Annotated in this window: 15 protein-coding genes; 7 read left to right on the forward strand and 8 right to left on the reverse strand. The window is 73.5% G+C overall.

Features of this window, described 5'->3' with window-relative positions; all coding sequences use genetic code 11:
• Positions 1-219: 219 nt before the first annotated feature.
• The 4 genes from AB0D29_RS29120 to moeZ all read left to right on the forward strand — a co-directional run bounded on the left by AB0D29_RS29120 (position 220) and on the right by moeZ (position 4,204).
• Positions 220-1,080 (forward strand): hypothetical protein, encoded by an 861-nt coding sequence (locus AB0D29_RS29120; protein WP_362858310.1) that lies wholly within the window; start codon positions 220-222, stop codon positions 1,078-1,080.
• A 131-nt stretch (positions 1,081-1,211) separates the two neighbouring features.
• Positions 1,212-2,219 carry an NAD-dependent epimerase/dehydratase gene (locus tag AB0D29_RS29125; protein WP_362858311.1) on the forward strand — a complete coding sequence of 336 codons (1,008 nt, stop codon included), beginning with the start codon at positions 1,212-1,214 and terminating at the stop codon, positions 2,217-2,219.
• Positions 2,207-2,962 (forward strand): spherulation-specific family 4 protein, encoded by a 756-nt coding sequence (locus tag AB0D29_RS29130; protein WP_362858312.1) that lies wholly within the window; start codon positions 2,207-2,209, stop codon positions 2,960-2,962. Before AB0D29_RS29125 ends, AB0D29_RS29130 begins: the two co-directional genes overlap by 13 nt.
• Before the next feature lie 63 nt (positions 2,963-3,025).
• Entirely contained in the window at positions 3,026-4,204 is a 1,179-nt protein-coding gene (moeZ, locus tag AB0D29_RS29135; RefSeq protein ID WP_030709977.1) for an adenylyltransferase/sulfurtransferase MoeZ, read from the forward strand.
• 86 nt (positions 4,205-4,290) lie between these two features.
• Here moeZ and AB0D29_RS29140 read toward each other — a convergent pair whose 3' ends face one another.
• From AB0D29_RS29140 to AB0D29_RS29170, 7 genes are all read right to left on the reverse strand, one after another.
• Positions 4,291-5,886 (reverse strand): alpha/beta hydrolase, encoded by a 1,596-nt coding sequence (locus AB0D29_RS29140; protein ID WP_362858313.1) that lies wholly within the window; start codon positions 5,884-5,886, stop codon positions 4,291-4,293.
• Positions 5,887-6,076: 190 nt separating this feature from the next.
• Positions 6,077-7,447 (reverse strand): protoporphyrinogen oxidase, encoded by a 1,371-nt coding sequence (gene hemG / locus AB0D29_RS29145; RefSeq protein WP_362858315.1) that lies wholly within the window; start codon positions 7,445-7,447, stop codon positions 6,077-6,079.
• Positions 7,448-7,509: 62 nt separating this feature from the next.
• Positions 7,510-8,700, reverse strand: a complete 1,191-nt coding sequence (locus tag AB0D29_RS29150) for a TIGR04053 family radical SAM/SPASM domain-containing protein (RefSeq protein ID WP_362858316.1) — start codon at positions 8,698-8,700, stop codon at positions 7,510-7,512.
• The gene (gene narI, locus AB0D29_RS29155) at positions 8,697-9,422 is read right to left on the reverse strand and encodes a respiratory nitrate reductase subunit gamma (protein WP_362858317.1); all 726 of its coding nucleotides are present in this window, start codon (positions 9,420-9,422) and stop codon (positions 8,697-8,699) included. The genes AB0D29_RS29150 and narI overlap by 4 nt, the downstream gene beginning before the upstream one ends.
• Positions 9,422-10,081, reverse strand: a complete 660-nt coding sequence (gene narJ / locus AB0D29_RS29160) for a nitrate reductase molybdenum cofactor assembly chaperone (RefSeq protein ID WP_362858318.1) — start codon at positions 10,079-10,081, stop codon at positions 9,422-9,424. Before narJ ends, narI begins: the two co-directional genes overlap by 1 nt.
• A complete protein-coding gene (gene narH, locus AB0D29_RS29165) occupies positions 10,078-11,598 on the reverse strand; it encodes a nitrate reductase subunit beta (RefSeq protein WP_362858320.1) in 1,521 nt (506 codons plus the stop codon). Before narH ends, narJ begins: the two co-directional genes overlap by 4 nt.
• Entirely contained in the window at positions 11,598-15,248 is a 3,651-nt protein-coding gene (locus AB0D29_RS29170) for a nitrate reductase subunit alpha (RefSeq protein WP_362858322.1), read from the reverse strand. Before AB0D29_RS29170 ends, narH begins: the two co-directional genes overlap by 1 nt.
• A gap of 204 nt (positions 15,249-15,452) precedes the next feature.
• Here AB0D29_RS29170 and AB0D29_RS29175 point away from each other — a divergent pair, with 204 nt between their 5' ends.
• Positions 15,453-16,214, forward strand: coding sequence for a YwiC-like family protein (locus tag AB0D29_RS29175; RefSeq protein WP_362858323.1), 762 nt, complete (start codon positions 15,453-15,455; stop codon positions 16,212-16,214).
• A 100-nt stretch (positions 16,215-16,314) separates the two neighbouring features.
• Here the strand turns inward: AB0D29_RS29175 and AB0D29_RS29180 are convergent, their stop codons facing one another.
• Complete coding sequence (locus tag AB0D29_RS29180; RefSeq protein ID WP_362858324.1) at positions 16,315-19,182, reverse strand: lysylphosphatidylglycerol synthase domain-containing protein; 2,868 nt, start codon at positions 19,180-19,182, stop codon at positions 16,315-16,317.
• Between the two features lie 119 nt (positions 19,183-19,301).
• Between AB0D29_RS29180 and AB0D29_RS29185 the strand changes: the two genes are divergently transcribed.
• Positions 19,302-19,661 (forward strand): MGMT family protein, encoded by a 360-nt coding sequence (locus tag AB0D29_RS29185; protein ID WP_362858326.1) that lies wholly within the window; start codon positions 19,302-19,304, stop codon positions 19,659-19,661.
• A gap of 174 nt (positions 19,662-19,835) precedes the next feature.
• Positions 19,836-23,339, forward strand: a complete 3,504-nt coding sequence (locus AB0D29_RS29190; RefSeq protein WP_362858407.1) for a UvrD-helicase domain-containing protein — start codon at positions 19,836-19,838, stop codon at positions 23,337-23,339.
• The last annotated feature ends 32 nt before the right edge of the window (positions 23,340-23,371 follow it).

The following is a 23,371-nucleotide window of genomic DNA, read 5'->3' on the forward strand; positions in this document are numbered from 1 at the left end:
CCTGGCCGAGACCGCCCGCTTCGTCGCCACCCACACCCTGCCCGTCTTCATCCGAGGTGTCGTCAGCCCCGGGCGCTGCCCCCGGACCCCCGCGCCTCAAACGCCGGCGTGGCTGAAAGTGCGGGCGCCCGCACCTCAAATGCCGGCGAGGCCGAGCTTGCCGCCGGCAGGGGTGAAAGTGGGGCCGGGCTGCGCGCGGCAGAGGCGGCTGGGAGGACCGTGCGGCGGCGGGCCGGTGGGGATCCGGTCAAGGCGTTGCTGCACCGGCACCAGGAGCTGTGCGAGCGGGCCGTGGACCCGCTGGAGATCGCCGCCGGCCTGGAGGCCCACGGCATCACCGACCGCACCGCCGCCCGCTTCCGCCACCGCGACGTCTTCTCCCTCGCCGAGGAGCTGTACGCCCGGAGCCCGCGCGGGGAGCTGGCGGAGCACCCCGCCGCCCGGCCCGGCCGAGCCCCCGCAGGGGCCCCGGCCTTCCGGGGCTTCGGCTACGCGCTGCTGCCCGGCGCCCTCGCGTTCGGCGCGGCCGCCGTCGCGCCGACGTGGGCCGGACCCGTCGCCGTGGCCGCCACCGTCGCCGCCCTGGTGTGGCCGGGGCGGGCCGCCGGGGGCCGGTTCCCGTACGCCGCGCACCTGTTGGCCGCGGCCCTCGTGGCCTGGGCCGCGCACCGGCACGGCGCCGCCCTCGCCGTCGGCCTCGCGCTGGCCGTCGCCCCCGGGCACCTGGCCGCCGCCGCGTTCGCCGCGGGGGCCCGGGCCCGGCTCGGCGGGAGCCGCGCCCTGGAGGACTTCGCGGACCGGGCCCGGCCCCTGCTCATCGCGGCCGTCGCCGTGTTCACCGCGGCCGCCGCGGGGGCGGCCGCGCTCGCCGGCACCGCGCTCCCGGTGGCCGTGCCGCTGGCCCTGCTGCTGTTCCTGACCCGGCTCCTGCTCCGGCACGGCGCCCACCGCGGCCCCGTCGGCGCCGCCCTCGTCCTCGCCCTGATCCCGGTCCCGGCGGCGGCGATCGCCGCCGCGGCCGGACTCCTCGTACACGCCGTCCTCGCCCTGTCCCGTGCATCCGCGCATGCGCGGCCCTGACGCGGCAGGGACGACCACCGACCTTCGGAGCCGACGCCGAGGCGCTGTACCCGTACCCCGCCCCATCCACCCACCCGTCCGCAAGGAGAAACAGACATGACCGGCCAGCCAACCAACCAAGGGGTCACGCGATGAGGGTGCTGCTGATCGGAGCCAACGGATACCTCGGCCGCTACGTCGCCGACCGGCTGCTCGCCGACCCCGCCGTCCAGCTCACCGCGCTCGGCCGCGGCGACGACGCCGACGTCCGCTTCGACCTCGCCACCGGCAGTCCCGGCGCGCTCACCCGCTTCCTCGACGCCGTCCACCCGGGCGTCGTCATCAACTGCGCCGGCGCCACCCGGGGCGGGGCCCGGGAACTCACCCGGCACAACACCGTCGCCGTCGCCACGATCTGCGAGTCGCTGCGCCGCAGCGGCTGCGGGGCGCGGCTCGTCCAGCTCGGCTGCGCCGCCGAGTACGGGCCCAGTCAGCCCGGGTCCTCCACGGCCGAGGACGCCGTGCCGAGACCCGGCGGGCCGTACGGCGTCAGCAAACTGGCCGCCACCGAGCTGGTGCTCGGCTCCGGCCTGGACGCCGTCGTCCTGCGGATCTTCTCGCCCGTCGGCCCCGGCACCCCCGCCGGATCCCCGCTCGGCCGGCTGGCCGAGGCCATGCGTCGCGCGATGCAGGCGGGCGACGGCGAGCTCAAGCTCAGCGGGCTCGGCGTGCAGCGCGACTTCGTGGACGTACGGGACGTGGCGCGGGCCGTGCACGCGGCCTCCCTGTCCGCCGCCCAGGGCGTCGTCAACATCGGCACCGGCCGCGCGGTCCGGCTGCGCGACGCGGCCGCCGTCCTGGCCCGGGTCGCCGGGTACGCAGGCGCCCTGCACGAGCTGGACGTCCCGCACGGCGGCTCCCAGCAGGGCCACCACCCGGGCCGGCCGGCCGGGCTCGCCTCCATCGGAGCCCCCCGCTCCGAGGCCACCGCGGAGCAGCTCTCCGGCGCGGCCCCCCAGCCGTACCCGTACCCCGACGGCTGCGGAGCCTGGCAGCAGGCGGACGTCCGTACCGCCCGCGACCGGCTCGGCTGGCGGCCCCGGATCAACCTGGAGGAATCCCTCGCGGACATCTGGATGGAGGCGGCGTGCCGCATCTGACCACGCCGCCGGGGTCGGTGACCGCCGCCGCGGCCGAGGCCGGCCGCCTCGGCCTCGGCATCCCCGGCTACGCGCACCCCCTGCTCGCCCCGGTCGAATGGGCCGAGCTGACCCGCCCCGGCACCCCGCTGCACTGGGCCGTGCTCAACGTCACGGACGGTCCCGGCGGGCGGCCCGACCCGCACTGCACGGAAGCGGCGGCGAAGCTGCGCGGCGCGGACGGCACGGTCCTCGGCCATCTCGCGATGCGGGACGGATCGCGGTCGTTCGGGGAGCTGGTCTCCGACGCCCACCGCTTCCGCGACTGGTACGGGGTCGGCGGCTTCTACCTCGCCGACACCCCGGCCGACAAGGCGGACCTGGCCTCGGTGTGCCGGGTCGTCGAGTCCCTGCGCGGTCTGGGCGAGGACCTGCGGATCGTGCTCGGGCACGGCACGCACCCGTACGAGGGCTACGCGGAGGCCGCCGACCAGCTGGTCACCTTCTCCGGGCCCTGGGCCGACTACCGGTGGTCGCAGGTGGCGGAGTGGACCGCGGACCATCCGGCGGAGCGGTTCTGCCACCTGGTCCACGGGGTGCCGCGCACGCACCTGGAGGAGGCGATGCGGATCGCCCGCTGGCAGGGCGCGGGCACCATCTGGTTCACGGACCGGCGCGCGGTCGGCGACCGTGACCCCTGGGCCTCGATGCCCGGGTACTGGGACGAAATCGTCTCAAGAATTGGGACAGGTGTCTTGGAATGAAGACGGCCGTGGCAGTGTTACGGAGAGAACCACCGTTAAGACGTCACCATCTACGGAGTCCCCGTGTCGCTGCCACCCCTGGTCGAGCCAGCTGCTGAGCTCACCGTTGACGAGGTCCGTCGGTACTCCCGCCACCTGATCATCCCCGATGTCGGGATGGACGGCCAGAAGCGCCTGAAGAACGCCAAGGTGCTGGCCGTGGGCGCGGGCGGCCTCGGCTCGCCCGCCCTCATGTACCTGGCCGCGGCCGGCGTCGGCACGCTGGGCATCGTGGAGTTCGACGAGGTCGACGAGTCGAACCTGCAGCGCCAGATCATCCACAGCCAGGCGGACATCGGCCGTTCCAAGGCCGAGTCGGCCCGCGACAGCGTGCTGGGGATCAACCCGTACGTGAACGTGGTCCTGCACGAAGAGCGGCTCGAAGCCGAGAACGTGATGGAGATCTTCAGCCAGTACGACCTCATCGTCGACGGCACGGACAACTTCGCCACGCGCTACCTGGTCAACGACGCCTGCGTGCTGCTGAACAAGCCGTACGTATGGGGCTCGATCTACCGTTTCGACGGCCAGGCCTCGGTCTTCTGGTCCGAGCACGGCCCGTGCTACCGCTGCCTCTACCCGGAGCCCCCGCCGCCGGGCATGGTCCCGAGCTGCGCCGAGGGCGGCGTGCTGGGCGTGCTCTGCGCGTCCATCGGGTCCATCCAGGTCACCGAGGCCATCAAGGTCCTCACGGGTGTCGGCGAGCCGCTGGTCGGCCGCCTGATGATCTACGACGCCCTGGAGATGCAGTACCGCCAGGTCAAGGTCCGCAAGGACCCCGACTGCGCGGTCTGCGGTCCGAACGCGACCGTCACCGAGCTCATCGACTACGAGGCCTTCTGCGGAGTCGTGTCGGAGGAGGCCCAGGAGGCCGCGCTCGGCTCGACGATCACTCCCAAGCAGCTCAAGGAGTGGATCGACAACGACGAGCCCATCGAGATCATCGACGTCCGCGAGATCAACGAGTACGAGATCGTCTCGATCCCCGGCGCGAAGCTGATCCCCAAGGGCGAGTTCCTGATGGGCACGGCCCTCCAGGACCTGCCGCAGGACAAGCGCATCGTCTTGCACTGCAAGACGGGTGTCCGCAGTGCGGAAGTCCTCGCGGTCCTGAAGTCCGCGGGCTTCGCGGACGCGGTGCACGTCGGCGGCGGCGTCATCGGCTGGGTCCACCAGATCGAGCCCGAGAAGCCGGTCTACTGAGCAGTCGCCCGGAGGGGCCGTACCGCGCGCGTCGTGCGGTACGGCCCCTCCGGCGTTCCGGTGTTCCGGCGTTCTCCGGATCCTGATCAGGCGCCCACCGGATCCTCCGGCGCGACGGGCGTCCCCGTGGCGTCCGGGCTCGCGGTGCAGACGGTGCCCGCCGCCGGCGTCTTCCCGTCCAGCAGGTACGTGTTGACGGCCTCCTGCACACAGGCGTCGCCACTGTTGTACGCGCCGTGGCCCTCGCCCTTGTACGTGAGCTCCACGCCCACGCCGGGGCCGAGCCGCTCCACCATGTTGCGGGCGCCCTCGTACGGGGTGGCCGGGTCGCCGGTGTTGCCGATCCCCAGGATCGGGGCGGAGCCGGGGGCGGACACGTCCGGGGTCTCCCAGGTGCCGGGCACCGGCCAGTCGGTGCAGCTCATCATCGCCCAGCCGAGGAAGTCCCCGAAGACGGGCGAGGCCGAACGGAACGCCGACAGGCGGGCCTTGGTCTCCTCCAGGGTGTAACGGTCCTTGGAGTCCACACAGTTGACGGCGGTGTTCGCGGCGCCGATGTTGCTGTAACGCCCTTGCTGATCACGGCCGTTGAGTGCGTCCGACAGGGCCATCAGCAGCTGCCCCTGGCCGCCCTCGGCCTCGTCGAGGCCCTGCTCCAGCAGCGGCCACAGCTCCTTGGAGTACAGGGCCTGCGCGATGCCGTTGGTGGCGGAGGTCTCGGTGAGCCGGCGGGCCCCGATGCCCGGGATGGGCTTCGCGGCCAGCTCCTTCTGGAGCTTGATGATGTTGGCCTCGATCTCCTTGGGCGTGCTGCCCTGGAGCCGGCACTCGTCGCCGCGGTCCACGCAGTCCTGGGCGAAGTTGTCGAGGGCGAGCTGGAAGCCCTTGGCCTGGCCCATCGCCCCTTCCTCGGAGTTCTTGGTCGGGTCCACGACGGCGTCGAAGACGGCCCGGCCGACGTTCTTGGGGAAGAGGTGGGCGTAGACCCCGCCGAGCTCGGTGCCGTAGGAGACGCCGAAGTAGTTCAGCTTCTCGTCGCCGAGGGCCTGGCGGATGCGGTCCAGGTCGCGGGCGGCGTCCGGGGTGCCGACGTGGGGCAGGAGCTTGCCGGACTTGTCCTTGCAGGCCTGCTGGTACTTCTTGATGTTGTCGACGTAGGTCTTCTCCTCCTGCGGGGTGTCCGGGGAGGAGTCCTGGGAGTAGTACACGTCCAGCTGCTTGTCGTCCTTGCAGAGGACGGGGGCGCTGGCGCCCACCCCGCGGGGGTCGAAGCTGACCAGGTCGTACCGGGCGCGCAGGGCCTCGTACTCCTTGGCGGCGCCGGGGAGGGTGGCGACGCCGGAGCCGCCGGGGCCGCCGAAGTTGAAGACCAGGGAGCCGAGACGATTCTTCTGGTCGCGCGCCTTGGCACGGATCAGGGCGATCGGGATCGTCTCGCCGCCCGGGTCGGCGTAGTCGAGGGGGACGTCGAGGGTGGCGCACTGCCAGTCCTTGGGCGGGACCGGGCCGCTGCCCTGGGCCGGGGTGGGGGCGTCGCAGTCGCCCCACTTGAGGGGCTTGGCCGGCTTGGTGCCGTCGGCCTGCGGCCGGCTCCCTTCGCCGTCGTCGGAGCACGCGGCCGTGGAGAGCAGAGCGGCGGCGAGTGCGGCGGCGGCGGTGACCCGCCAGGCGTTTCTCGGCATGCCTCCATCCTGTGCGCCCTCCGCCGCCCCCGCCCCCGCGCTGACCCAAACGGGTCCCCCGCGCCCCCTGCTCCGGCTGCGCCAAACCCAGCCCCTTCGGCTGCGCCGCGCATATTCAGCCCCAGACCCCGCTCCTCAAACGCCGGAGGGGCTGAAATGGCCCGGCGGAGCGGGAGGAGCCACATTGCCCTCAGGGGAGGGAGGCGGCGGCGGCGCGGCCCGTGGCGGCGCAGGCGGCGATGCCCACGCCCTCGTACGCGGCGCCGCACAACGCCAGCCCCGGCAGTTTCGCCGCGGCTTCGCGGATGCGCCGCACGCGCTCCCGGTGGCCGACGCCGTACTGCGGCAGGCCCCGGTCCCAGCGGGTCACGCGGGCCGCGAGGGGCTCGCCCATCGGCCCCACCGCGTGGTGGAGCTCGGCGATCGCCGCCCGGACCAGGTGCCGGTCCGGGCGGCGCAGCAGCTCCTCCTCGCCGATCCGGCCGACGGAGGCCCGCAGTACGAAGGTGTCCGGCGCCGACGCGTGCAGCCAGCCCCACTTGTTGGACAGGAACGACGCCGCCTTCAGGACGCGCCCGTCCACCGGCGGGACGAGGAACCCGTTGCCCTCCGGGAGGAAACGGGCCCGGGCCCGGGAGAACGCCATCGTGATCACCGCCGTCGAGGCGTGCGGGATCGCCGACAGCTCGGACTCCGCGAGCGGCGAGTGCGGCCGCAGCAGCTCCGCCGCCGCGAACGCGGGCAGCGCGAGGATCACCGCGTCGGCCTCCATGGTCAGGGCCCCGTCACCCGTCATGGCCCGTACCCGCCAGCGGCCGCCCGGGATCCGTTCGAGCGAGCGCGCCGCCGTCCCCGTCAGGATGCGCGCCCCGGACGCCTCGGCGACCGCCTGCGGGAAGCGTCCCGTGCCGCCGCTCACGCCCCGGACGGCCGCGGGGGCCGGCCGGGCGGCGCCCTCCGCCTTCATGCGGCGCAGTGCGGGCAGCAGCGGGCCGCCCTGTTCCGCCAGCGCCGCGATCCTCGGCATGGCCGCCCGCAGCGAGAGCCGGTCCGCGCGGCCCGCGTACACCCCGCCCAGCAGCGGTTCGATCAGCCGGTCCACGGCCTCCTGGCCGAAGCGCCCGGCCAGGTAGCCGGCGACCGAGCAGTCCTCGGTCAGCGGCTGCGCCGCGCGCGCCTCCTCGGCGGCGAGCCGGGCCAGGCCCGCCGGCGAGAGCAGCCCGGTGCCGGCCAGCTCCGCGGGATCGGCCGGGACGCCCATGACGTGCCCGGCCGGCAGCGGCCGCAGCGCGCCGTCGGTCCAGATCGCGGTGGGGGACGGCGCCGGGTCGCACAGGGCGTCGCCGAGGCCGACGGCGGTTGCCAGTTCCACGGCCTCCGGCCGCAGCGCCATGAGGGATTCCGCGCCCTCGTCCACGGTGATCCCGGCGATGGTGCCGGTGCGGAGCTTGCCGCCGACCTTGCCCTGGCTCTCCAGTACGGTCACCTCGGCCCGGCCGCGCAACTCCCACGCGGCGGCCAGCCCGCTGATGCCGCCACCGATGACGATCACTGAACGCATTGTCTTCTCCCGCGACCGATATGTCCCCCTGCCCCCTGTGGAATGTATGCGGCTCCCCGGTGTCAGCGCTTCGTGCTTTCGGCCAGAGCCCGGATCTCCTCCTGGTACGGGAAGCTGCCCGGCTCGTACGCGCAGTACGGATCCGCCGCCAGCACGTCCCGGGTGGAGCCGTACGCCCGCGAGCGCGAGCCGCCGCACACCGACCTGAACTCGCACGCCCCGCACTTCCCGCCCAGCAGCGACGGGTTGCGCAGCCGCGTGAACAGCTCCGATTCCCGGTAGATCTCCGTCAGCGGACGGTCCTTCACATTGCCGCCCGACACCGGCAGGAAGCCGCTGGGATGCACCTCGCCCGTGTGCGAGACGAAGACGAAGCCGCGCCCCGAGGACACGTCCATCGGCGGGCGGCGCACCGCGCGGCGCTCCCCGTCGAAGAGCCCCAGCTCCGCGGCGCGCGCCGTGAGGCGTCCGTACAGCGGTCCCAGCCGCGGGCGTTGCCCGTGAGCGTCGAGGACGGCGCGCTGGAGCGCGACCCGGCGGAAGTGGTGGCCCTCGGTGGTCTTCACGGCCATCACGGAACCGCAGTCGTGGAGGAAGTGCAGCACGTCCTCGATCTCGTCCGCGGTGAGCGGCTCCAGCTGCTCACCGCGCCCGGTGGGGACGAGCAGGAAGCCCGACCACAGCATCGCCCCCTCGCGCCGGACCAGGGCCGCGACATCGGCCAGGTCCTCCAGCCCGTGCCGGGTGACGGTGGTGTTGACCTGGACCTTGAGCCCCAGCTCGCGGGCGGCCCGCCAGCCGTCCAGGGTCCTGTCGAAGACGCCGGGCACGCCCCGGAAGGCGTCGTGCCGCTCGGCCGTCGAACCGTCCAGGGAGAGCGACAGGGCCACCGCGCCCGCCTCGCGCACCGCGGCCAGAGCGGCCCGCGTGAGGGTCGGCGTACCGGAGGGGGAGACCGCGACCCGCAGCCCGAGCGAGGTCCCGTACGCGATCAGGTCGGTGAGGTCGGCCCGCTGGAAGGGGTCCCCGCCGGTGATGACGAACAGCGGGCCCGGCCGGCCGAAGGCGGCGACCTGGTCCATGACGCGGCGGGCGCCGTCGCCGTCGAGCTCATCGGGGTGCCGGGCGGTCTGCGCCTCGGCCCTGCAGTGCAGGCAGGCCAGCGGACAGGCCCGGGTGGCCTCCCAGATGACGAGGAACGGCCGTTCGCAGACGCAGTGCCGGGGCCGGCGGACGACGGCGGGCGGCTTCACGACACCCGCTCCCAGCCGCGCCGGTCCGGGCGTTCGGCCGGCTGCCGCGGATCGCGCCGCCGGTAGACCACGTAGGGCCGGAACAGGTACTTCAGGGGCGCCGAGAACGTGTGCACCAGGCGCGAGTACGGGATCAGGGCGAACAGCGTGAAGCCGAACAGCACGTGCAGTTTGAAGGCGAGCGGGGCGCCCGCCATCAGCTGGTAGTCCGGGGTGAAGGTGAACAGGCTGCGGAACCACACCGAGATGCCCTCGCGGTAGTTGTAGCCGTCCGTCCGCCCCGTCGAGTTGAGGACGGTGGCCGTCAGGCCCAGCACGATCGCGCCCAGCAGGAAGGCGTACATCAGGTGGTCGCTCCGCAGCGTCGCCCGGCGCACGGCGGGGACCCTGAGGCGCCGGTACACGAGGATGCCGACGCCCGCGGCGGCGGCGACGCCCGCGACCGCGCCGGTGGAAACGGCCAGCAGGTGGTACGCGTGGTCGCTCAGGCCCACCGCGTCGGTCCAGCCCATCGGGATCAGCAGGCCCACCACGTGGCCCAGCACCACGAACAGCATGCCGAAGTGGAACAGCGGCGAACCGATCCGCAGCAGCCGCGACTCGTGCAGCTGCGAGGAGTGGGTGGTCCAGCCGAAGGCGTCGAACCTGGCCCGCCAGAGCGTGCCCGCGATCAGCAGGGCGACGCAGACGTACGGGAGCACGCCCCACAGGATGAGGTCCATCAGGCCGTCCGCCTTTCCGCGAGGGTGGGCCAGGGCAGATCGGAGGGCCGGTCGATCCCGGGGCCGAAGGGTTCGAGGGGGGAGCCCGCGCCCACCAGCTCCTGCGGCGGTCCGTTCCTCGCGAGGGCCTTCGCCTCGGCCCTGGTCTCGGGCGAGGGACCGGGCAGGGTCGTGCAGACGGCCTCCAGCACCCGGGCGTACGGGGAGCCGGACTCGGTGAGCGAGAGCCGCAGCAGCTCCAGCCCGGCCCGGTGCTCCTGGAGCAGTTCGGTGCCGGCCCGCTCGCGCAGCGCGGCGAACTCCAGGGCCGCGGGCAGGAAGTCGGGCAGTTCCTCGCCGGTGAACTCCAGCCCGAAGTCCCGGTAGATCCGCTTCAGCCGGACCAGGGACAGCCCGCGGCGCCTGGTGTCGCCGTCGGTCCACCAGGTCAGGTACAGGCAGCGCCGGTTGCGGGTGTCGAAGGTGGAGGTGTACGCGGCGCACAGCTCGATCGGGGTGCTCGCCCCGGCCTCGTCGAGGAAGGAGCCGAGCAGCGCGGCCGGTTCGGCGGGCGCCCCGGCGAGGGCCGCGCGCAGCCGCGGGAGTTCGTCGTGGAAGTGGTCTCCGGGGTACTGCAGGACGCAGCCCGCGACCAGTCGTACCAGGGCGTCGGGGGTCACGAGCTCCTCCTTGTGGGGCTGAGGTCGAGCATCACGCGCGGTTCGCCGGCCGTGCCCACCGGGCAGGCGTCGTCCAGCGGGTGCGACGAGGCGAGGGCTTCCGCCTCGGGGCGGGCGGCGCTCGGGACCACGAACCGGTCCTCGATCTTGGCGATGGCGAGCAGGCGGAACATGTCCTCCATCTCGGCGCCGGTCAGGCCGACCGCCGCGGCGATGGACTCGTCCGCTTCCTCGCCGAGGTTGATCCGGCGCATGTACGCGCGCATCGCGGCCATCCGGCGCAGCACCGCCTCGACGGCGTACGTGTCGCCCGCCGTCAGGATCGCGGCGAGGTACTCGACGGGGATGCGCAGCGCGTCGATGGCCCCGAAGAGGTTGCCCGCGTCCTCGCCGTCGCTGCCGGTGGCGGCGACCGCCTCGACGACGGGGGAGAGCGGGGGCACGTACCAGACCATCGGCATGGTCCGGTACTCCGGGTGGAGCGGGAGGGCGACCTGGTAGGTGGCGATCAGGTCGTGGACGGGGGAGTTGCGCGCCGCCTCGATCCACTCGTGCGTGATGCCGGCCGCGCGGGCGGCCGCGACCACGGCCGGGTCGTTCGGATCGAGGAAGCACTCCAGCTGGGCGGGGTAGAGGTCGTGCTCGTCCTCGACGGCCGCGGCCTCGGCGACCTTGTCGGCGTCGTAGAGCATCACACCGAGGTAGCGCATGCGGCCCACGCAGGTCTCGGAGCAGACGGTCGGCATGCCGACCTCGATGCGCGGGAAGCAGAAGGTGCACTTCTCGGCCTTGCCGGTGCGGTGGTTGAAGTACACCTTCTTGTACGGGCAGCCGGTCACGCACATGCGCCAGCCGCGGCAGCGGTCCTGGTCGACGAGGACGATGCCGTCCTCCTCGCGCTTGTACATCGCGCCCGAGGGACACGACGAGACGCACGCCGGGTTCAGGCAGTGCTCGCAGATCCGGGGCAGGTAGAACATGAAGCTCTGCTCGAACTCGAAGCGGATCCGCTCCCCGACCTCCTCGCGGATCTTCTCCACGATCGGGTCCTTCGGCGCGTGCGCGGGGGCGCCGCCGAGGTTGTCGTCCCAGTTCGGACCCCACTCGATCGTGTCGATGGGCTCGCCGGTGACCTGGGAGACGGGCCGGGCGGTCGGCATGTCGTCGCCCGCCGGCGCCTCGGTGAGGTTCTTGTACTCGTAGGTCCAGGGCTGGTAGTAGTCGTCGATCTCCGGCAGGTGGGGGTTGGCGAAGATGTTCCCGAGCTTCTTCAGCCGGCCGCCGGCCCTGAGGCGGAGCCTGCCGGAGCGGGTGCGCTCCCAGCCGCCCTTCCACTTCTCCTGGTCCTCCCAGCGGCGCGGATAGCCCTGGCCGGGGAGGGTCTCGACGTTGTTGAACCAGACGTACTCGGTGCCCTGCCGGTTGGTCCACGCCTGCTTGCAGGTGACCGAGCAGGTGTGGCAGCCGATGCACTTGTCGAGGTTCATGACCATCGCGACCTGTGCCATGACGCGCATCAGTACTCCACCTTCTGGTCGCGGCGGCGGATGACCGTCACCTCGTCGCGCTGGTTCCCGGTCGGGCCCAGGTAGTTGAAGGCCCAGGTGAGCTGGGCGTAGCCGCCGATGAGGTGGGTGGGCTTGAGCATCACCCGGGTCAGGGAGTTGTGGATGCCGCCCCGGCGGCCGGTCTTCTCGGTCTTGGGGACGCCGACCGTGCGCTCCTGGGCGTGGTTCATGTAGACCGTCCCGGGCGGCATCTTGTGGGAGACGATCGCGCGGGCGGTGACCACGCCGTTGCGGTTGACCGCCTCGATCCAGTCGTTGTCCGCGACGCCGATCGCCTCGGCGTCCTGCGGGGACATCCACACCGTCTGGCCGCCCCGGCCGAGGGTCATCATGTAGAGGTTGTCCTGGTACTGGCTGTGGATCGCCCACTTGTTGTGCGGGGTCAGGTAGCGGACGGCGACCGACTTCGTCTTCTCGTCGACGACGCCGAGCTCCGGCTCCCCGTACAACGTGTGCATGTTCAGCGGAGGCTTGTAGACGGGCAGCGATTCGCCGACCTCGTGCAGCCAGTCGTGGTCGATGAAGAAGTGCTGGCGGCCCGTGAGGGTGTGCCAGGGCTTGAGGTGCTCGGTGTTGACGGTGAAGGCGGTGTAGCGGCGGCCGCCCGCCTCGCTGCCCGACCACTCGGGCGAGGTGATCACCGGGACCGGGCGGGCCTGGGTGTCGGCGAAGGTGATCCGCTTGCCCTCGGCCTCGGCGGCCAGATGGGCCATGTGCGTGCCGACCTGCTTCTCCAGGGTCTGGAAACCCTGGGTGGCGAGCCGCCCGTTGGACGTTCCGGAGAGGGAGAGGATCGCCTCGCAGGCGCGCTGCGCCGTGTCCAGGCGCGGGCGGCCGTCGGCGGTCCCGCCGCGGACCAGGCCGTTCTTCGCTCCGAGGTACGCGACCTCCTCGGCCACGTCGTAGGTGACGGCCTTCGTCGTGACCCCCAGCTCGTCGACCAGCGGGCCGAGCGCGGCGAACTTCTCGCCGACCGCCCCGTAGTCCCGCTCGACGACGGTCAGGTCGTACATGGTCCGGCCGGGCACCGGCTCGCACTCGCCCTTGGACCAGTCCAGCGCGACCCCGCCGGGCTGGGCCATCTCACCGCCCGGGGTGTCGTGCTGGAGGGCGGTGGCGACCAGGTCCTTGCGCACGCCCAGCCGGGTCCCGGCGAGGTCGCCGAAGCTCCGGGCGATCGCCAGGAAGGCGTCGTAGTCGGAGCGGGCCTGCCAGGGCGGGTCCACGGCCGGGGTGAAGGCGTGCAGGAAGGGGTGCATGTCCGTGGAGGACAGGTCGTGCTTCTCGTACCAGGTGGCCGCCGGGAGGACCACGTCGGACAGGAGCGTCGTGGACGTCATCCGGAAGTCCATGGTCATGAGGAGGTCCAGCTTCCCCTCGACGTCCTCCTCCCGGTACGTGACGTCCTTCGGCGTGCAGCGCGGGCCGTCCTCGGCGAGGTTGGAGTGGGTGCCGAGGAGGTGCTTGAGGAAGTACTCGTTGCCCTTGGAGCTGGAGCCGAGGAGATTGGCCCGCCACACGTTGAGCACGCGCGGCCAGTTGCGCGGCGCGTCCGGGTCCTCGCCGGCGAAGCCGAGGCTGCCGTCCTTGAGCTGACGAATCGTTTCGGCAATCGGGTCGGCGGCCTCGCCCAGCTCCAGCGGGTTGCGGTCGAAGGTCGGGTAGGAGGGCATCCAGCCCATCCGGGCGCTCGCGGCCAGGCAGTCCGCGCCGGTCATGCCGGTGAAGGCCCCGGTGGCCAGCGGCGAGGCCAGGGCCTCGGCGGGCAGGGTGTCGTAGCGCCACTGGCCGGTGTGCAGGTAGAACCAGGCCGCGCCGATCATCTGGCGGGGCGGGCGCGACCAGTCGGAGGCGGCGGCGAGGGTGGCCCAGCCGGTGACCGGGCGGCACTTCTCCTGGCCGACGTAGTGGCCCCAACCGCCGCCGTTGCGGCCCTGGCAGCCGGTGAGGGTGAGGAGGGCGAGGAACGAGCGGTAGATGGTCTCGGAGTGGAACCAGTGGTTGGTGCCCGCGCCCATCAGGATCATGCAACGGCCCTGCGAGCGCTCGGCGGTCTGCGCGAACTCCCGCGCCACGCGGGCGGCCTGCGCGGCCGGCACCGAGGTCAGCGACTCCTGCCAGCCGGGGGTGCCGGGCTGCGAGGCGTCCTCGTAGCCGGTGGGCCACTCGCCGGGCAGGCCCTCGCGGCCGACCCCGTACTGGGCGAGCATCAGGTCGAAGACGGTGGTGACGAGCCGGCCGCCGAGGCGGCGGACGGGGACGCCTCGGCGCACGGTGGAGCCCCGCTCGTCGTCCTCGAAGCGCGGCAGCGTGATCAGGGCGGCCTCCCCCTCGCCGAGGAGGGAGAGGCGGGGCACGGTGTCGCCGAGGTCGAGGTTCCACTCGGGGGTTTCGCTGCGGCCCCAACGGTGGCCGAGGGTGCCGTTCGGGACCACCGCCTCACCCGTGGCGTCGTCGACGAGGACGGTCTTCCACTGCGCGTTCTCCGTGTCCCGGCCGAGATCGGCGGCGGTGACGAACTTCCCCGGGACCAGACCCTGTTCCGTCTCCTTCAGCGATACGAGGAAGGGCAGGTCGGTGAACTGCCGTACGTAATCGGTGAAGAAGGGGGTCTGCCGGTCGACGAAGAACTCCTTCAGGATCACGTGACCCATCGCGAGGGCCAGCGCCCCGTCCGTACCGGGGTGCGGGTGCATCCATTCGTCGGCGAACTTGGTGTTGTCCGCGAAGTCAGGGGAGACGGTGACGACCTTCTGCCCCCGGTAGCGGGCCTCCGTCATCCAGTGAGCGTCGGGAGTACGGGTGACGGGGACGTTGGAGCCCCACATCATCAGGTACGCGGCGTCCCACCAGTCGCCCGACTCCGGCACGTCGGTCTGGTCGCCGAACACCTGCGGGGAGGCCACGGGCAGGTCGGCGTACCAGTCGTAGAAGCTCAGCATGGGCGCGCCGATGAGCGAGTGGAAGCGGGCGCCCGCCGCGTGCGAGGCCATCGACATCGCCGGGATCGGCGAGAAGCCGGCGACGCGGTCCGGGCCGTGCTCCGCGATCGTGTGCACGTGCGCGGCGGCGATGATCTCGGTCGCCTCCTCCCACGTCGCCCGGACCAGCCCGCCCTTGCCGCGGGCCCGCTGGTACGCGCGGCGGCGCTCGGGATCGCCCTGGATCTCGGCCCATGCCGCGACCGGGTCGCCGAGGCGCCGGCGGGCCTCGCGGTACATGGCGAGGAGCGTGCCGCGCACGTACGGGTGGCGGACGCGGGTGGGGGAGTACGAGTACCAGGAGAAGGAGGCGCCGCGGGGGCAGCCGCGGGGCTCGTACTCGGGGCGGTCCGGGCCGACGGAGGGATAGTCGGTGGCCTGGGTCTCCCAGGTGATGATCCCGTCCTTGACGTACACCTTCCAGCGGCACGAACCGGTGCAGTTCACGCCGTGCGTGGAGTGCACCACCTTGTCGTGGCTCCATCGGTCCCGGTAGAAGGCCTCCGCCGCCCGGCCGCCGGTCCGGTGGACCGTCCGCAGGTCCTCGGACATCTCGGCCCGGGTGAAGAAGCGGCCCGCCTTGATCAGCGAATCCGCGGCGTCCTGACGCTTTTGCACGGCGACCCTCCAGGCCGAAATCAATGGTGCGTTTTCGACGCTACGCCCGCGGAATGCACGAATCCGGTGACAAAGGTCCCGTACGTGCATGACCTCCTTCCGCTCTTTCGCGGGCCGATGGGATGCAAGGCTGGAAGGCGCCCAACTCCGCGCCGGCGGAGGCGAATCACGCGAAGGAATGCCAATTTGAGGAGGAGGGCGGGAATGGCGCCGAAGGCCGGGGGAGACGGCAAGTACCGGGAATACCGCTGGATACCGGACCAGCACGGGGCGTGGGCGATGCTGGCGGTGCCGTTCCTCGCGGGCACGTTCCTGGCCCCGCGGCCCGGGTGGGCGCACGCGGAGCTGTTCGCGGCCTGGCTGCTCGGCTACGTCGCGGTGTTCCACGCCCAGCAGTGGCTCCGGCTGCGGACGCGCGGGCTGCGCTCGGCGCGGCGGCACGGGCGGCCGGCGCTGGTGTCCGGGGCGGCGTTCGCGGTGGCGGCCGCGCCGCTGGTGCTGCTGCACCCCTGGCTGGTGGTGGCGGCGCTGATCGCGACGCCGTTCCTCGGGATCAACACGTACTACGCGTGGCGGGGCCGGGAGCGGGCGCTGGTGAACGGCCTGGCGGCGGTGGTTCCGGCGTGCGGGATGCTGCTGGTGGCGGCCCGCCTGGGCGGCGCGGAGCCGGGGGCGGCGTGGCGGCCGGCGGTGGCGTGCCTCCTGTACTTCGCGGGGACCGTGCCGTACGTGAAGACGATGATCCGGGAGCGGAACTCCCGGGCCTACCGGGCCGGTTCGGTGGCCTACCACGCGGTGGCCCTGGCGGTGGCCGCCTGCCTCTCGCCCTGGCTGGCCCTCCCCTTCACGGCCTACCTCGCCCGAGCCGCCGCCCTCCCGGGCCGAGGCCTCCGCGTCCCGCTGGTCGGCGCGACGGAACTCGCCTGCGCGTGTGCCTTGCTGGCGGCCCTGCTGCTCATCTTCTGAGGCGCGCCGCCGCCGGCCGGGCGCGCCGCCGCTTCCCGGGGCTCCGCCCCGAACCCCGCGCCTCAAACGCCGGCGGGGCTGGAAAATCCAGCCCGTCCGGCTAGATGGCTTCCTTGCGGGTCAAGAAGTTGAACGAGATCCACCCCGGCAGCACCGGGAGCCAGAAGGTCATCAGGCGGAACAGCAGCACCGCCGAGATCGCGACCTCCTTCTCCAGCCCGGCCGCGACCAGGCCCAGCGTCAAGGTGGCCTCCACCGCGCCCATGCCGCCCGGCGTCGGCGCCGCCGAACCGAGCGCGTTGCCCGCCAGGAACACCACCGCGATGCTCGCGTAGCTGATGGCCTCGCCGCCCCCGAACGCGCGGATCGACGCGTCCAGGCACATCACGAAGCAGCCCGTCAGCAGCAGCATCCCGCCGATGCCGGTCACCAGCTTCTTCGGCCGCTGCAACACGTCCAGCATGCGCGGCACCACACCCGCGAACAGCGCCCGTACCCGTGTCACGACGAACTTCCGCATGAACGGGACCGCCGTCACCACCAGCACCAGCACCGCCACCGTCAGCAGCCCCGCGATGACCGCCCGGGACGGGGTCATCTCGGGGGTCTTCTCGGTCCCGGTGAGGTAGCCGAAGGACAGCAGCAGCAGGATGTGGCTGGCCAGACCGAACAGCTGCGATGCGCCGACGCTCGCCACCGCGAGCCCCGGCCGGATCCCGGCCCGCTGCAGGAAGCGCGTGTTCAGTGCGACACCGCCGACCGCCGCCGGGGCCACCAGCTTCACGAACGAGCCGGCCACCTGCGCGATCACCGTCCGCAGGAAGGACACCCGCTCGGGTACGAAGCCGAGCAGGCTCATCGCCGCCGCGAAGTACGTCAGCGCCGAGAAGGCGAGGGCCGCGCCGACCCAGCCCCACTGCGCGTCCGCGACGGTCTCGGCGAGGGGGACGTGCGCGAGCTGCGTCAGCAGGAAGTACGCGCCGAAGGCGCCCGCGATGAACGAGACCAGCGTGCGCGGCCGGATCCGCTCCAGCCGGGCCGGCTCCACCGGTGCCTGCGGGCGGATCAGCAGCACCTGCTGGCGGATCTGGCTGAGCAGGTCCTCCTCGCGGGCCCCGTCCAGGGCGTCGTCGAGTGCCCTCTTCTCGGCCTTGCGGTCGGCCGCCGCCGAGGTCGGGGCGGCGGACGCGGAGGCCGCGGCCTCCGCCTCGCGCGCGGCCTTCGCCGCCCGCGACGACTCCAGTACGGCCTCCCGCTCCCGCTCGGCCCGTTCCCGGGCCAGCTTGCGCAGCGTCGCCCGGGTGGAACGGCTCAGCGCGATCGGCTGGAGCAGCGGCAGGCAGTCCGCCACCGCGTCCGGGCCGAGGACCGACACCGCCGAGGCCACCGACCGCTCCGCGCCGACCCGCAGGCCGAGCGTGGTGAGCATCTGGGCGATGTCCATCCGGAGCACCAGATCGCCCGCGGCGATCTCCCCGCCCCGCAGGTCGGTGAGGATGACGTTGCCGGAACGATCCACCACCAGGGCGTCCCCGGTGAGCCGCCGGTGCGCGATCCGCCGCGACTGGAGGGCCCGTACCTGCTCCCACGCGTTGCCGATCAGCTCGTCGGTGATCTCCTCGTCGGGGACCGAGTCCATGGTCCGGCCGCCCAGGTGCTCGTACACGAGCATCACGGCGTCCGGACCGAGCTCGGAGGTGGCGATCAGCTTCTGCGCGTTGGCCCCGGCCGCGATGGCCGCGTACGCGAGGAGTGCCTCCTGCTCCAGCGCCTGGCGCAGCGACAGCAGGCTGCGTCCCGTGGTGATGCCGCGCAGCGTGAGCCGGCGCCAGACCCGGTAGAAGAAGCCCTGGGCCTGCTGCTCGCGGTCGACGACGGTCACGTCGAGCGCCGGGCCGTCCTCCAGGGTGACGTGGTAGCGCCGGCCCCGGTCGTTCACCTCGGACGCCTCGGGGCCCTCGGGCATTTCGGCGCGCATCGCGCTGACCGGCTGGAAGCCGACCCGGCGCAGTCCGGCGAGGAGGTTCTGCCCGGTGGGGCGCACGTTGGGAGAGCCGACGGCGTACAGGGTGCCGTAGGCGACGCTCCAGCCGATCAGCACGGTGAGGATGATCGAGAAGGGCGTGGTGTACCCGTTGACCAGCATGGTGAGGGCGTTGAGCAGCAGGACCACCCACAGCGCCACGCGCCAGTGGGGTCTGCGGGTCATGCCGACGGCGGTCATGTACGCGATGACGGGCGCGAGGTAGCCGTGCACCGGGTCGGTCAGGGCCCCGCCGCCCGCCGAGCGGGTCAGGGCGTCCTGGATGGTGTCGGGGGCGGCCTGGGAGACCCACAGGTCGGTGGCGAGGGTGACGCCGTGCGCGAGGACGGCGGCGAGCACGCCGTCGGCGATGCGCAGCCCGTCGCGTTTGATCAGCCGCTCGATGGCGAAGGCGACGGGCAGCAGCAGCACCGCGATGCTGGACACGAGCGCCGCGACCTTGATCAGCAGGTCCGGCGCCTGGCCGGTGCCCTTGTTGATGTCCTCCTCGAGACCGACCGTGGTGCCGTGGGCGAAGGCGGCGATGGCGAGCAGGACGGCGATGCCGAGGACGCCGACGAGGAGGCGTACGAGGTCGGACGGCCGGTGCACGCGGGCGGCGAGCAGCGGCTCGTCGACCTCGACGCGGTCGGCGGCCGTGGGGGCGTGGCCGTGCGGCCCCTCCGCGTCCTCGCCCGCGCCGTCCGTACCGCTGCCGTCGGAGGTGCCGGGGGCACCCTCGGCGGGCGGGGTCTTCGACGGGATCTCCGGCGTGGCCTTCGGCGAGATCTCCGGTGTGGCCTCCGGGCGGGTCGCCGGAACGGGTTCGGGGCGGGAGGCGGCGCCGTCGTCTGGGCGCGCGCCGTCGTCGGTCGCCGCGCCGTTCGGAGGGCTCACACCCTGCTCCTTCGTCGTCACATCCGTCTCTTCTTGATCACGTATCACCAGTCACCGCCCGGAAGATGGTGGCACGGACCGACGGGCCAGCGGGGCATCAGGGTGCGCGCCGGTCCGGAACCCCGACTTCCGTCGGCGGGCCTCCGGTGTACTGCACCATGTGCTGAATGAGTGAGGAGCTGCCCGCGTACGCGGAGCACGTGCTTGAGGTGGCCGAGCGTATTCCGCCCGGCCGGGTGATGACATACGGGGACGTCGCCGAATGGCTCGGCGAGGGAGGTCCGCGCCAAGTCGGGCGTGTCATGGCCCTGTACGGGGGAGCCGTGCCCTGGTGGCGCGTGGTGCGGGCGGACGGCGTACCCCTGCCCGGCCACGAGCTGCGCGCCCTGGAGCGCTACCGGGCCGAGGCCACCCCGCTGCGCCTGACGGCGGGCGGCGAGCCGCGTCTGGACATGCGGCGGGCGCGCTGGGACGGCGCCCCGGGAGGACCCGGACGGGACGGCACGCGCGACGAGTCTCACACCTGACAGCTTCGGCCATGCGCGGCCCGGACGGGCGATCGGGCGACGGCGCGAACGTCCGTCCGGGGTACCCGGGGGGACTGCGCGGCGTCGGCCGGTTGCCGTAGCGTTGCCTCTTCGGCTTCTCCGCGAGCCGTCACGGCAACACCCGCAGACCCACCAGGACCGGCACCCCACGTGATCACCTCTTCCTCCGAAAGCCACCGCGCCGAGCGGCGGCGTACGCGGACCCCTGACGCGTACCGCCTCGTGCGCACCGGGCCGGAACGGGTGGATCCCCCTGTGCTGGACGCAGCGCAACGGGCGGTGGTTGACCACACCGGCGGACCACTCCTGGTCCTGGCCGGACCGGGCACCGGGAAGACGACGACGCTGGTAGAGGCGGTCACCGCCCGCGTGGAGGCGGGGGCGGACCCCGCCCGCATCCTCATCCTCACCTTCAGCCGCAAGGCGGCGGCGGAACTGCGCGACCGGGCCGCCCTGCGGCTGGGCGGTGCGCGGGCTCCGCAGGCCACCACCTTCCACTCCTTCTGCTACGGCCTGGTCCGCGCCCACCAGGACACCGACCTCTTCGCCGACCCGCTGCGGCTGCTGTCCGGCCCGGAGCAGGACGTGATGGTCCGCACCCTGCTGGAAGGCCAGCGCCGGATCCGCTCCATCCGCTGGCCCGACGACCTGCGGGCTGCGCTGACCACGCGCGGCTTCGCCGACGAGGTCCGTGCGGTGCTGGCCCGCGCCCGCGAACTGGGCCTCGGCCCGCAGGCCCTCTCCTCCTTCGCCGACCGCATCGGCCGCCCCGACTGGAAGGCGGCGGCGGCCTTCCTCTCCGAGTACCTGGACGTCCTGGACCTGCAGGGCACCCTGGACTACGCGGAACTCCTCCACCGTGCGGTCCTCCTGGCGGAGAGCACCCCCGCCCTGGCCTCCGCCTACGACGCGATCTTCGTGGACGAGTACCAGGACACGGACGCCTCGCAGCTGCGGCTGCTGCGGGCCCTGACCGGCCGGGGCGGCACGCTGGTCGCCTTCGGCGACCCGGACCAGTCGATCTACGCCTTCCGCGGCGCGGACATCAACAACGTCCTCGACTTCGAGTCCGCCTTCCCGGGCGCGCGGGTCGAGGCCCTGACCGTCGGCCGCCGCTCCGGCGCGGCCCTGCTGACGGCGACCCGTCTCCTGACCACCCGGATGCCGGTCCCGCGGCTGCCGGCCGCGGCGGTACGCGCCCACCGGAATCTCGCACCCGTTCGGGAGGGCGGCCGGGTGGAGGTCTTCACGTACCCGACGGCCGGCGCCGAGCTGGACAACATCGCCGACATCCTGCGCCGGGCCCACCTGGAGGACGGCGTCCCGTGGCAGGACATGGCCGTCCTGGTCCGCGCCGGCGGCCGCACCCTCCCGGCGATGCGCCGCGCCCTGATCGCGGCCGGCGTCCCCACCGAGACCGACGGCACGGACACCCCCCTCCGCCACGAACCCGCCATCACCCCCCTCCTCACCGCCCTCCGCCTCACCGCCACGGCAACCCTGCCCCCCGACCCGTCGCCCGAGCCGACCGCCACCACAGGCGAGGCGGGATCGGGGCCGGGCTCCGAGGCGGCCGCCTCCGGCTCCGCCGAAGTGGAAGCCGCAGGCACCGCGGACGCGTCCGCCGCCACGGGCGAGGCGGGACCGGGGCCGAGCCCCGAGGCGACCGCCGCAGGCGAGGCCGGACCTGGGCCGGGCTCGGAGGCGACCGCCCCCGGATCCGCCGAAGTGGAAGCTGCCGCAGGCGAGGCGGGATCTGGGCCGGGCCCTGACACAGCCGACCCCGCCGGAGGCGTCGAGGCGGCCATTGCCCTGCTCACCTCCCCCCTCGGCGGCATGGACGCCGCCGACCTGCGGCGGCTCGGCCGGGCCCTGCGGGACGAGGAGCGCGCCGCCGGCGTCAAGGTGCCCGCGCCCTCCGACGTGCTGCTCGCGCGCGCCCTCGCCGAGCCCGAGCGGCTCACCGCGCACGACCCCGTCTACGCCCGCGGCGCGCAGCGCCTCGGCCTGCTCCTGCGCAAGGCCCGCGAGCTGCTCCAGGGCGGCGGCACCGCCGAAGAGGCCCTGTGGATCCTCTGGGACGGCACCCCCTGGCCCCAGCGGCTGGAGCGCAGCGCCCGCCGCGGCGGCGCGGCCGGCCGCAACGCCGACCGCGACCTCGACGCCGTCTGCGCCCTCTTCGACACCGCCGCCCGCGCCGAGGAACGCACCGGCGGCCGCGGCGCGCTCAACTTCCTCGAACAACTGGAGGCGGAGGACATCGCCGCCGACACGTTGACGGCCCGCGCCACCCGCTCCGAAGCCGTCCGGCTGATGACCGCCCACCGTTCCAAGGGCCTGGAATGGTCCCTCGTCGTCGTCGCCGGCGTCCAGGAGGGCCTGTGGCCCGACCTCCGCCGCCGCGGCTCCCTCCTGGAGGCCGACCGCATCGGCCGCGACGGCCTCGCCGAGCCCCTCACCCCCGGCGCCCTCCTCGCCGAGGAGCGCCGACTCTTCTACGTCGCCGCCACCCGCGCCCGCGACCGCCTCGTCGTCACCGCCGTCAAGGCCCCCGCCGACGACGGCGACCAGCCCTCCCGCTTCCTCACCGAGCTCGGGGTCACCCCCAAGGACGTCACCGGCCGCCCCCGCCGCCCCCTCGCCGTGCCCGCGCTCGTCGCCGAGCTGCGCGCCACCACCGTCGACCCCGACGCCTCGCCCGCCCTGCGCGACGCCGCCGCCCGCCGCCTCGCCCGCCTCGCCGCGCTCACCGACGACGAGGACCGCCCGCTGGTCCCCGCCGCGCACCCGCAGCGCTGGTGGGGCCTGTACGAGCCCACCCGCAGCAGCGTCCCGCTCCGCGACCGGGACCGGCCCGTCGCCCTCTCCGGCAGCGCCCTGGAGCAGCTCGCCAACACCTGCTCCCTCCAGTGGTTCCTCGGCCGTGAGGTCAAGGCCGACACCCCCTCCACCGCCGCCCAGGGCTTCGGCAACGTCGTCCACGTCCTCGCCGACGAGGTCGCCTCCGGCCGCACCCCCGCCGACCTGGCCGTCCTCATGGAACGCCTCGACTCGGTGTGGGACGCCCTCGCCTTCGACGCGCCCTGGAAGTCCCGCCAGGAGAAGGACAACGCCCGCGCCGCCCTGGAGCGCTTCCTGCGCTGGCACACCACCGACCGCGGAGGCCGGGCGTCCGTCGCCACGGAGCACGAATTCGACGTCACACTCGAAGCCGGTGAGGTCGCCGTCCGCATCCGGGGATCCATGGACCGGGTCGAATCGGACCCGCAGGGGCGTGCGTACGTCGTCGACTTCAAGACCGGCAAGTCCGCGCCCACCCGCGACGAGGTCGCGCGCCACCCCCAGCTCGCCGTCTACCAGCTCGCCGTCCGCGAGGGCGCCGTCGACGAGGTCTTCGACGGCCTGCGCCCCGCCCCCGGCGGCGCCGAGCTCGTCCAGCTCCGCCAGGGCGCGGCCCAGCGCGACGGCGGCGACACGGTCCCCAAGGTCCAGGCCCAGCAGCCGCTCGACGGGGAGTGGGTCGGCGACCTGCTCGCGACCGCCGCCGGCCGGGTCCTGGACGAGCGGTTCGCGCCCGCCACGGGCAAGCACTGCGACCACTGCTCCTTCCGCAACGCGTGCAGCGCCCGCCCCGAGGGCCGCCAGACCGTCGAGTGAGCTCGGCGGCCGGGGCGGCCGCGGCAGTCGGG

It is taken from the genome of Streptomyces sp. NPDC048424 (genome assembly GCF_040651555.1).
Lineage (GTDB): Bacteria > Actinomycetota > Actinomycetes > Streptomycetales > Streptomycetaceae > Streptomyces.

Coding starts and splice junctions, on each gene's coding strand:
- AB0D29_RS29125 (WP_362858311.1), top strand. CDS start 1,212: ATGAGGGTGCTGCTGATCGGAGCCAACGGATACCTCGGCCGCTACGTC.
- AB0D29_RS29140 (WP_362858313.1), bottom strand. CDS start 5,886: ATGCCGAGAAACGCCTGGCGGGTCACCGCCGCCGCCGCACTCGCCGCC.
- hemG (WP_362858315.1), bottom strand. CDS start 7,447: ATGCGTTCAGTGATCGTCATCGGTGGCGGCATCAGCGGGCTGGCCGCC.
- narI (WP_362858317.1), bottom strand. CDS start 9,422: ATGGACCTCATCCTGTGGGGCGTGCTCCCGTACGTCTGCGTCGCCCTG.
- narH (WP_362858320.1), bottom strand. CDS start 11,598: ATGCGCGTCATGGCACAGGTCGCGATGGTCATGAACCTCGACAAGTGC.
- AB0D29_RS29175 (WP_362858323.1), top strand. CDS start 15,453: ATGGCGCCGAAGGCCGGGGGAGACGGCAAGTACCGGGAATACCGCTGG.
- AB0D29_RS29185 (WP_362858326.1), top strand. CDS start 19,302: ATGAGTGAGGAGCTGCCCGCGTACGCGGAGCACGTGCTTGAGGTGGCC.